The following is a 10,110-nucleotide window of genomic DNA, read 5'->3' on the forward strand; positions in this document are numbered from 1 at the left end:
GGTGAATGCGTTTGAGGCCGTTCCCGGCTTCGGGTTGAGCGCCTTAGTCGAAGGTCGCCGGGTACAGGTCGGCGCCGACCGCTACCTGGCGCAACTCGGTCTGGACGTGAGCAGCTTCGCGGCCCAGGCCGCCCGGCTCGGTGACGAGGGCAAGAGCCCGCTGTACGCCGCCGTGGACGGGCAGCTCGCCGCTGTCATCGCGGTGACCGACCCCATCAAGCCCGGTGCGCTGGCCGCCGTGCAGGCGATGCAGGGTCAGGGGCTGAAGGTCGTCATGATGACCGGCGACAACACCCGAACCGCCAACGCGATTGCCCGGCAGCTCGGCATCAGCACGGTGCTGGCCGAGGTGCTGCCTGCTGGCAAGAGTGACGCCGTGAAGGCGCTCCAGGCTGGCGGCCAGCGGGTCGCCTTCGTCGGTGACGGCATCAACGACGCGCCCGCGCTAGCCGTCAGTGACGTGGGCCTGGCCATCGGCACCGGCACCGACGTGGCCGTGGAGACCGCCGACGTGATTCTGATGTCGGGCGATCTGCGCGGCGTGCCGAACGCCGTGGCGCTCAGCCGGGCCACGCTGCGCAACATCCGGCTCAACCTGTTCTGGGCCTTCGCCTACAACGCCCTGCTGATTCCGGTGGCGGCGGGCGTACTGTTCGGGCTGCTGGGCTGGCGGCTGAGCCCGGTGCTGGCGGCGGCGGCGATGGGACTATCGAGCGTCTTCGTGCTCAGCAACGCCCTGCGGCTACGCGGTTTCAGGCCCCCGGTGCAGGCTGGGCAGCCAGTCGACCAGCCGGTCAGCGTCCAGACCACCGAGCCTGCGACCTGAGTGGCGTGCTCGTCAGGGTCTGGTCGTCAGTTTTTCAGCAACCAGATTCGGAACCCGTACATCTCTTTGGCCTGCGCCAGCACGATGTTCTGCGCCAGCTTCAGCACCGCCGGATCGGCACTTTTTCGCAAGGCCAGGTTGGCCATGTCGATGGCCGAGGAATGGTGCGGCAGCATCCCCTGCACGAAGGCGGTGTCCGGGTCGCGGGCACGTCTGACGGTAGCTGCCATGCCCTGCATACCGTCTATCGCGGCGAGTTTGGCGTCCTGGCCGCCCCTGGACCGGAGCAGGGCCGTCATGGTGCCGATCTCAGCCTGCTGCGAGGCGATGATGCTGCTGGCCCAGCGTTTGACCGCCGCGTCCTTGCTGACAGGCCGCACCGCCCTGGCCATCTCTAGCGCCGCCTGGTGGTGCGGGATCATCAGGCTGAGAAAGGCCCGGTCAAAGGTTTTGCCGCTCAGCACCGTGAGGGCAGAAATCGCGCCGGACTGACTGACTTTGCCCGGCGCCGCGCTGGGAGCGCTCGTGTCCATGCCTGGCATGCTGCTCTGCGCCAGGGCGCCGGGGTTCGAACCGGTCATCAGGCAGGCCAACATCAGCGCCGTGCGGGCAGTTGTCAAAACGGGATTCGGTGTAGTTGGCATAGCGTTCAGTATAGCCGGGACAGTGAACGAACGTGTGTATGGGCGGCGCTCGAAGCTCGTCGTATAGCTGCCCTCAACTGGCTGCTCTCAACCATTGAGACCACCAGCTCAAGCAGCATACGGACCTGGGCGCTCGGCCACCGGCGAGCCAGATTACCGTTCGTCAGGAGTGGTCAATCCGAATGCCACATCTGGCCGCGCCAGGCGCTCATGGCCGCACCGTCAGCACCAGAGCCAGCTTCTCCTCCAGCTCGGCGGACCAGGGCGGGCCATATTCCGAGATCTCGAAGGCTTCGGCGGAGCGGACCCCGGCGGCGTGGGCCTCACCGTAGCGGGCCACCAGTTGGGAGCGGTAGCGCTGCACCAGGCGCTCGTCGGCGTCCAGATAGGTGGTTTGGAGCCAGGCCCGCCGCTCGGCCTCACCTTCCGGGACCGGTCCGCTCCGCCGGGCCGCGAAAGGCAACCACTCGTAGACCTGCGAGGCGTGGGCGTGCAGCATCTCGGCTTTGTCGCCTACCACCGCGCCGGTGTCGATGACCAGATCCGCCTGAAACGGGTAGGGCCGCTGAAACTCGTCGTGCAGGTAGGCGATCACCGGGCGCCGGGCCAGCGGCTGACTCAGGGCGTAGGCGTTGGGCACGAAGGCCAGGAACGCCGCGTCGAGCACGAGCTGGGCGCAGGCACGGTGGTCCGGATGGTAATCGTGTTGCCGGTGGGTCAGGATCAGGTCGGGGACGGCGCGGCGGATCAGCTCCAGCACCGCCTTGCGGTTGGCCAGGCTGGGTTCCAGTTCCCCGTCATGAAGGTCGAGCACCAGGTATTCCAGACCCCAGCGCTCGGCCACGGCCCGCGTCTCGCCCAGACGGCGACGGGCCAGTGGCGCCCCGCCCTGTTGGTGGTGCCCGGCGTCGCCGTTGGTCAGTGAGACGAAGGTGACGCGCTGCCCGGAGCGCCGCCACAGGGCCGCCAGACCGCCCGCGCCGAATTCGCAGTCGTCGGGATGGGCGCCGATCACCAGCAGGGAAAGCGGAGGCGCGGATTCAGACATGGGTTCGGCTCATCGGGAAGGCTCCAATCTTGACCTGCTCAGTCTGGCTTGACCTGCTCAGTCTGGCATATCCCAAATCGACAGCGAAAGGGGCCGCCCACCCGGAGCGGCCCCCTGCCCAAACCATGACCTCAGTTCTTGCCGGTCTGATCGGCCACGGCGCCGATCTTGCGGCGGGTGCTGGCCGCCTGGTTGCCTCCGAACGTCGCGGCCCCGATGATGAGTCCGGCGGCCAGCAGCGTGCTCCAGGCGGCGGTGATGGCGCTCTGGCGGGCGATCCGCGCCGCCGTCTGCGCCGCGTCGGTGGCCTGCTGCTCGGTCTGCTTGGCCTGCGCCACGATGGCCTTCTGAGTGGCGGTGGCCTGCGCCTGGCTCAGCCCCTGACGGGTCAGCCGCGTCACGAACTGTGGGCCGCTGAGCGCTTTCTGGATGTTCTCGACCCGTTTGGTCACGAACTCGCCCAGGTTGCTGACATCGCTGATGTTGGCCCCCAAGTCGTTGCCAGCGCGGCTGATGATGCCGCTCACCACGGTGGCGGCGGCGGTGGCCTGTTGCGGGCTCAGGTCCGGGCTGGCGTCACCGATGATCTGGCCGATGGTGTCGGTGTTCAGGCTGCTCAGCAGGCCCGCAGCGGCGTTCTGGGTGCCGGGGTTGGCCGCTGCCGCGCTGCCAGCGGCGCTGGCCGCCGTGCTGACCCCGCCCACAACCGAGCCGATGGCGCTGCTGGCGCTGCCCACCAGCCCGCTGACCAGGTTCGAGAGAAACAGCGTCAGGGCCAGGGTGGTCAACATGCCGGTGACCAGACCGGTGAACTGCCCCCGACTGGCCAGCCCCTGGTTGCCCGCCCGCACGGCGGTGAACCCGGCCATGTAGGCGCTGATAAGCACGCTCAGGGCGGTCCAGATGAGGGCTCCGATGCCCAGGGCACCCAGGCTATCGGCGGTGGAGGCGCCGATGGCCACGCCGAAGGTCGCCAGGACGACCAGCAGGGTCAGGCCGGTGAGTAACCCGACGAAGACGCCCGGCCAACTGACCCGGTGGCGTGAGTTGGCTTCGTTGAGCAGGCGCTCGGTGTCGCTCTGCTTGGTGTCGAGATCAGCATTACCGCTTCTTCTAGTCGTCATAGACCGAGTGTGACGGCGAGGTGAACACCGAATATTTCATCCTCGTGAAGTTGGACTTACTGAATCTCAATCTACACAATAGTAAATACGATGTTCATTAAACTGAAGCCGACACGAGTGACAATTGATGGACGGCAGGCGGTCTTGAGTATGATCCGGATTGTCATTTTTCATACTAACTAAAGACTCGATCCGGTTGGTGTGACCCGTCTCGCTGTCATCCACTGTCGTGCGCACAACCACACTTGAGATCGGCAAGCGACAGACGATGGCAAAGTGGCGAAAACGAGCGTGAATGTCGTTCGTTTACGTTTCACCGCACCACCGATCATTTGAGTTTCGGGCGGGCGTGGGACATCCAGCTTTCAGTCGCCGAGTCGGGCCAGCCGCGCCTTGAGGCTCGCCACGAAAGCGTCGCCGTCGATCCGGCTGAGCGCCTGGGTCGCGTCCAGCAGCAGGGCAACCGGGTCGATCTGCCCGGTGACCACCCCCTGACGGATCAAATCGAGTTCGCCGGGACTCCAGCGTCTGGGCAGGTACAGCGTCAGGCGCTGCACAACCGTCTCTCCGGCCTGCTGAGGCGTGCGCAGGGCAAACTCCCCAGTCAGTTGCTCCAGGGGCTCCTGTGGGCTTCCTGTGGTCAGCACGGGGGGTTGGCGACTTCTGGTCGCGCCACCGGGTTTGCTGGCCGCCGCCGAAACGGGCGTCGTCGGGTACTGGTCCGGGTGCCGGATCAGGTGGACGAGCGCGGCGGCAGGGGTCTTTTTGACGACCAGCAAGCCCGAAGCGATCAGCGCCTCGAAGCGGTCGATGCTGGCGCTGAGCACGGCGCGGGACACCTCAGCCGCCAGTTGCCGGGCCACCCCGTCGGCTACGCCGTGCAGGCGCAGCCGTTCGGAGAGCAGCGGATCGATCGGGGTGAACTCCGGATTGAAGACGTAGCGCAGTTGCTGTGCCCGGCCCCGGCCCGTGACTTGCACCTCTTGCAGATACCCGCGCCTGACCAGTTCCTCGTGCGGACCTTGTAGGGCGCGGCGGACGTTGCCCGGCACCGCGCTGGGAATCTTGCACTGGTCGGCCCAGTCCACCAGGCCGATCTCGAACACGTCGGATACGTCATCTGGCCGCTCCGGGTTGACGCGCATGGCGTCCAGCACCCGGAACAGCACCCGCGTCCGGGGCCGTGAAAGCGACATCATGAATTCAAAGTTCAGCGGCTTGGTGTAGCCGCCCCGCAGGCTATTGACGATCGCCTCGGCCAGCCGCACCTTGATGATCGAGCGCTCGTCGAAGGTTCCGCCCTCCAGCGCGGTGTAGTCCAATGATTCGATGAAGTGGAATTTGGCGTGGGTCCATCTCCGATTCGGGTGGTCCCGCCAACCGCCGCTGACGCTGTACGAGGTGGTGTGCAGCCGGTCCAGACTCTCGCGGAGCATCAAGTAATACTTGCCATTCTGGTGAAATCCGCACAACCGCAGAAGCTGGGTGGCGCTGACTTCCAGCACGCCGTCTTCCGGCTGACCCTGGAGGTTGAAATAATCGATCAGCGCCACGTTGACATCGTTATCCACGCCGTGCGGCACACCGAGTTCCGGCAAAGCGCGGCAACTGACCTTGACGATCCGGTCTCCATCCTCGTAACTCACGGCCCATTCCCGCTGCCCCTCGATCTGGTCGAGTGCGACGATCAGGTTCAATCTGGAAATATTGAGGTCGTCGATGCGGTACTGGACCAGAGAATTCAAGGCGCCTCCTTGGGGAATGATCCCAAGTATACCGGGGACCGACCTTTTGTGGGCCGGTGTTCTTGGAGGCCCAGTTCGGAGGCCCAGTGCAGCCGACGACAGGAAAAAGCCGCCTGGAACGGCATTACCGGTGAAATCTGCCTGGGCGCGTTTCGCATGGCCGCTCAGGTGTGTCTCCCAGCCGGGCACCCGATCGCTCAGGTATGTCTCCGGGTGTTGGGTCTTCAAACCCAGGCCGAGGAGAGGGTGTCGTTGAACGGTGCCGTTGAACGGGGGTGCCCTCTCCCCTGCCGACCCTTGACCCGCCAGAAATCCAATCTCGCCAGTAATTGCCCCGGATTCACTCAGATTCGCCCGCCCTCGCCCACGTCTTGTTTGGTTGAACAGATTTAGATAGCTCTGTAAAGATCTTTATTGTTTTAACTACTTGATTGAAAAAACACCACCAAGGAGCTTTTTTCAGAGCTGTCTGGGACGGCTTTGCCGGGTCCAATCGCTCAGGTATGTCTCGGAGAATCGCTCAGGTATATCTCCCACAAAGGGGCCTAATCGCTCAGGTATGTCTTTGCCCCCTCGGAGCAATCGCTCAGGTATGTCTCCGAGAATCGCTCAGGTATGTCTCCCAGACCATCAAGACATACCTGAGCGATTGAGTCTCAATCGCTCAGGTATGTCTCCCATAGGGGTGAGTCAATCGCTCAGGTATGTCTCCGAGAATCGCTCAGGTATGTCTCCCACGAAGGGGCCTAATCGCTCAGGTATGTCTCCCGGCGAGTATCCGACGAAGGGGGCGAAGGTTCGTCGGCTGACTTTCTGCCTCAGTCTGAGCGAGACAGGCCAGCCTTGCTCCCTGAGTTACCCGAAAACGGCTGTCTGGCATTCTGGTTGCTCGTTCAGCGTGGCCGATTTTTGAGGGTCCAGAGCTGGTGCAGCCAGCGCTCCCGTACTTCCGGTTCCTCGGTGACCAGGCGGGCCAGCGCCTCGACGGCCAGGTCCACCGTGACGTCGGTGCCCAGGGCCTCCATCGCGTCGGTCAACTGCCGATCAAACGCCAGCCGAACCGAGCGGGGCACCCGGCCATTCAGGGCTTTGACCGGTTCCAGTGGCGTGCCCGCCGCTTCCCAGGGACGCGTGGCCTCAGCGAAGTCCTGAGCGGCACTGGTGGGCACCGGGTTGCCGGACGGCTCAGGCTGCGAAAGCCTTCCCTCTGATGATTGCTCGGCCAGGGTGTCCGGTTGCTGGAGGTTTTTCAGTCCGGCAAAGCGGCCAGTCACAGGCCCAGCTCTTTGAAGGCGCGTTCGTAGTCCATCCAGGCCAGCTTGCCCACCGGATTTCTGGTGTCGCGCACCAGGCGTCCGGCGTCGCAGGCATCTTTGAAGGCTTCGGTAGCGCGGACGGTGGCGCTGAGGGTGTGAATGCCCAGCTCCGAGACGGCGGCTTTGCCCTCGGCCACCTTGTCAGTTTTGCCTGCTGGGCGCCGGGCCATGGTGAACAGGACGCGCAACTTGCTCAGGTCGCGCCCGTGGGTGCGCAGGGTGTTGGCGGTGTTGACCAGCGCCTCCAGGGTCATGCTCTCGGCCACCGCTGGAACCACCACCAGGTCGCTGTTGTCGTACAGGTCGATCAGGTCCTGGTCTTCCAGGCCGCCCCGCGTGTCGATGACGATGTGGTCGTGCCTGCGGGCCTCACTCCCCAGCGCCCGTGGTGGGTAAGCCTTGAACGGCAGCACCGCCGCGCCACGGGCGGCCCAGTTGCTGGCGTTGCGGCTGCGGTCCTCGTCGACCAGCATGGTCGCGCCGCGCGAGGCGAGCAGCGCTGCGAAATGGATACTGCTGGTGGTTTTTCCACATCCACCTTTCCACGAAACGAGCGACAAAATCATATTGATCCTCCACGCACATTCAACACCAGCTTACGCAGAAAAAGCAAATTCGCAACATTAAGACGTTCATTGTCAGATTGCGTGAGTGAATGACATCACGCAAATTATACTTAGTCTATAAACTACCTGAAACTTGTGCCAGACGAAGAATCTCGACTTCTAACCTGACTGCACGGGGCCGTCATCCTCACCCGGTGGGTGTACTTCGGACCGATGCGAGGCGCTCCGGTCCTCATGACCAGGCTCCGGTCACGACACGGGCCTGTTCGCTGCTGCGCCGCCTGTCCAGAGCACCAGGCATAGCGGGGTGACGACATTTTACGGCCCGCTGCGCTGATACCGCTGCTCAAGTGCTTGCAACTGCGCGGCGCGTTCACAAGACGGGGCAGCGTCCGGCGGATCGAGGATCAGGCCCAGCCAGTCGCGCCAGACCGAGCTGCCCGGCGCCGCTGACAGGAGCTGTCTGGAGTGATGGACCCGCAGGCTGCTGAGCTGGCGGTGCAGCCCACGGAGGTGCTTACACTCCCGCTCCAGCCGCTCGCGCTCGTCGAAAGGCAGCGCCGGAAGAAGCGGCCCCCAGCGTTCCAGTTCGGCCCCTACCCGCAGCAGCAGCGCCTCGGTGTGGGCGCTCCAGTGCAGCGCGGCCTGGATACCGGCAGCGGGGCCGCGCACAGCCCCGCTCAGGGCGTCACTCAGGGCACGGCGCTCGGCGCGGCTGGGGGCGTTCACACCAATCAGAATACGCCGCGAAACCCCGTCCACCGGCCCGCGCTGGCAGCCAAGGTTGTGTCCTCAGCTTCCCCGGTACGTGCTGTACGACCAGGGCGAGACCAGCAGCGGCACGTGGTAATGCCGGGCCGTGTCGGCCACCGTGAAGCGCAGGGTAATCACATCCAGAAACGGCGGCTGGCCAGAATCGGGCTGACCAGAATCGAGGTGGCCAGAATCGAGGTGGCCAGGGTTGAGCTGAGCAGCTCCCAGACCGGCAAAGTAGGCGGCGACCCGGAATTCCAGCTCGTAGGTGCCGGGCAGGAGCTGGCCGCGCTCGATCAGCGGTGCGTCGGTGCGTCCGTCGGCATTGGTCACCGCCTGGGTCAGCAACTGCCGCCCGCCCTGCCCGACCAGATACAGCTCAAGCGCGATCCCCGGCGCCGGGCAGCCGCGTGCCGTGTCGAGAACGTGGGTGCTCAGGCCCGCTACCCCATTTGAACCCGCCCCGCTCATACCCGCTCGACCCAGCCTTCGATCTGGCCGTAGGGTTCGGCGTCGGCGTGAAACACCGTGTTGGGATTGGTAATACCGAAACGTTCGGTGTTGTAAAGAATGTGGTGGCGGTTGGGAAAGGCGAAGAAGATCCGGCTGATCTCCGGGCACTCGCCCAGCACGGCCTCACCGATGCGGTAGAGGGTGGCCTGCATGCTCGGCGAGTAGTGATCGGTGAAAGTGCTCAGCAGCGCCTTGTACACCCGCTGCCAGACGGCGCCGTAGTCGTGCTCGCCCGGCTCGTACTCCCAGTGCGACGACACCACCGTGGCCAGGATGCGGTCGTGGGTATCGGGCAGGGTGGTGAACTCCTCGCGCAAAAAGCCTGCCCAGCCGCTGTCGGTGGTCTTGAGGATATACAGCTCCTCGATGCCGCTGGTCACCTGGAACTGCTCGCCGTCGCCTTCGACCTGGGCGGTGTGTTTGGGCATCTGGCGCACGAAGGCGTGGTCGTGCTCGCTGCCGCCGGGGCTCAGGCGCTGCCAGAGGTGTTCGGTGAAGCTGACCCTCACCCGCCTGACCGTCGGTCCCTGGGCCACCAGATGCCGGATCAGCACCTTGCCGAACGCCTCGACGTCGCCGTGCAGTCCGTCTACCGCCAGCGCATACACCGTGTTGCGCAGGGTATCGGTGGCCAGCAGGCCGGTGTTGTCGCCCGACACGTGGGCGGCGGTGAAGTCGCCTTCCAGCGCCACCCGCACCCACACATCGGTGACCTTGTGCCTGGGGCTGTCCCGGTTGACCTTGAACAGCCGCACGTCGGCCTTGCCGTAATTATTGGTGCCCAGCCGGACGCGCACGCCGGGGGTGGGTGCAGGAGCCGCCTCATTCGAAGTCATCGGCTCTCCAGTCAAGCTCGCCTGGTGTAAGCTCACCAGATCGCTCAGGCGCCAGTGGGCGATGCGGCTGATCTGGCGCAGGGCCTCGGTCCGCTCCTGCTCGGCGGTGTTGCTCAGGCGCTGGCGCAGGCCCGCGAGGATAGCGGCTCTGGTATGGTCGCGCACGCAGACCACATACGGCAGACCGAAGCTGGCCCGGTACGCCTGACTGAGCGTCTGAAACTCGGCGAATTCCTCGGCGCTCAGGTGGCCCAGCCCCGCCGACGCCTGCTCGCGTGCGCTTTCCGGGGTGAGGTCACCGGCCAGCGCCGCCTTGCTCGCCAGGTCGGGGTGGGCACGGATCAGCGCGAGTTGCTGTTCCGTGCCCGAAGCGTCCACGGCTGCGGCGAAGGCGCGGGTCAGTTCGTCCAGGCTGGCAAACGGTCTGGCCTGAGCGGCGGCGCGGGCGTAGTGCAGCGAGTGTTCCAGCACGCCGCCGAAGACGCGCCCGAAGTCGGCGGCGCTCAGGGCGTTGATCTGGTCCAGGCTGATCGGAGTGGGGGAGAGCTGCGGCAGGGGAGACCTCCGAGGTTGAACAAGGCGAAATGCTTAGGGCTCTAGAGCAGATGTCATAAAAAGGGTCTTTTTATGACCGAGCGGAGCGAGTAGTTTTGACTGAGCAGGACGCAGAATGGAGGCGCGGGGAGGCTGTTTTCCCCGTGGTGTAATTCGGAGTACTGCTCTAAGCAACTGCTCCGCA

Annotated in this window: 10 protein-coding genes; 1 reads left to right on the forward strand and 9 read right to left on the reverse strand. The window is 64.9% G+C overall.

Annotated features, from left to right (window positions below; translation table 11 throughout):
- The coding region (locus tag Q0R23_RS17965; RefSeq protein ID WP_293915298.1) for an HAD-IC family P-type ATPase at positions 1-826 on the forward strand (826 nt) is incomplete at its 5' end.
- A 26-nt stretch (positions 827-852) separates the two neighbouring features.
- Here Q0R23_RS17965 and Q0R23_RS17970 read toward each other — a convergent pair.
- The 9 genes from Q0R23_RS17970 to pucL all read right to left on the reverse strand — a co-directional run bounded on the left by Q0R23_RS17970 (position 853) and on the right by pucL (position 9,926).
- Positions 853-1,470, reverse strand: coding sequence for a DUF305 domain-containing protein (locus tag Q0R23_RS17970; RefSeq protein ID WP_293915300.1), 618 nt, complete (start codon positions 1,468-1,470; stop codon positions 853-855).
- Positions 1,471-1,678: 208 nt separating this feature from the next.
- Positions 1,679-2,518, reverse strand: coding sequence for a PIG-L deacetylase family protein (locus Q0R23_RS17975; RefSeq protein WP_293915302.1), 840 nt, complete (start codon positions 2,516-2,518; stop codon positions 1,679-1,681).
- 131 nt (positions 2,519-2,649) lie between these two features.
- Positions 2,650-3,642, reverse strand: a complete 993-nt coding sequence (locus Q0R23_RS17980; RefSeq protein ID WP_293915304.1) for a hypothetical protein — start codon at positions 3,640-3,642, stop codon at positions 2,650-2,652.
- A gap of 365 nt (positions 3,643-4,007) precedes the next feature.
- On the reverse strand, positions 4,008-5,387 hold the full coding sequence (locus Q0R23_RS17985; protein ID WP_293915306.1) for a replication initiator protein A: 1,380 nt from the start codon (positions 5,385-5,387) through the stop codon (positions 4,008-4,010).
- Between the two features lie 893 nt (positions 5,388-6,280).
- Complete coding sequence (locus Q0R23_RS17990; protein WP_293915308.1) at positions 6,281-6,661, reverse strand: hypothetical protein; 381 nt, start codon at positions 6,659-6,661, stop codon at positions 6,281-6,283.
- Positions 6,658-7,269: a ParA family protein gene (locus Q0R23_RS17995; RefSeq protein WP_293915309.1), complete on the reverse strand. Its 612-nt coding sequence runs from the start codon at positions 7,267-7,269 to the stop codon at positions 6,658-6,660. The genes Q0R23_RS17990 and Q0R23_RS17995 overlap by 4 nt, the downstream gene beginning before the upstream one ends.
- Positions 7,270-7,587: 318 nt before the next feature.
- Positions 7,588-7,998 carry a hypothetical protein gene (locus tag Q0R23_RS18000; RefSeq protein WP_293915310.1) on the reverse strand — a complete coding sequence of 137 codons (411 nt, stop codon included), beginning with the start codon at positions 7,996-7,998 and terminating at the stop codon, positions 7,588-7,590.
- Between the two features lie 63 nt (positions 7,999-8,061).
- Entirely contained in the window at positions 8,062-8,493 is a 432-nt protein-coding gene (gene uraH, locus Q0R23_RS18005; RefSeq protein WP_293915311.1) for a hydroxyisourate hydrolase, read from the reverse strand.
- Positions 8,490-9,926 (reverse strand): factor-independent urate hydroxylase, encoded by a 1,437-nt coding sequence (gene pucL, locus Q0R23_RS18010; protein ID WP_293915312.1) that lies wholly within the window; start codon positions 9,924-9,926, stop codon positions 8,490-8,492. The genes uraH and pucL overlap by 4 nt, the downstream gene beginning before the upstream one ends.
- Between the last annotated feature and the right edge of the window lie 184 nt (positions 9,927-10,110).

It is taken from the genome of Deinococcus sp. (assembly GCF_025362455.1).
Lineage (GTDB): Bacteria > Deinococcota > Deinococci > Deinococcales > Deinococcaceae > Deinococcus.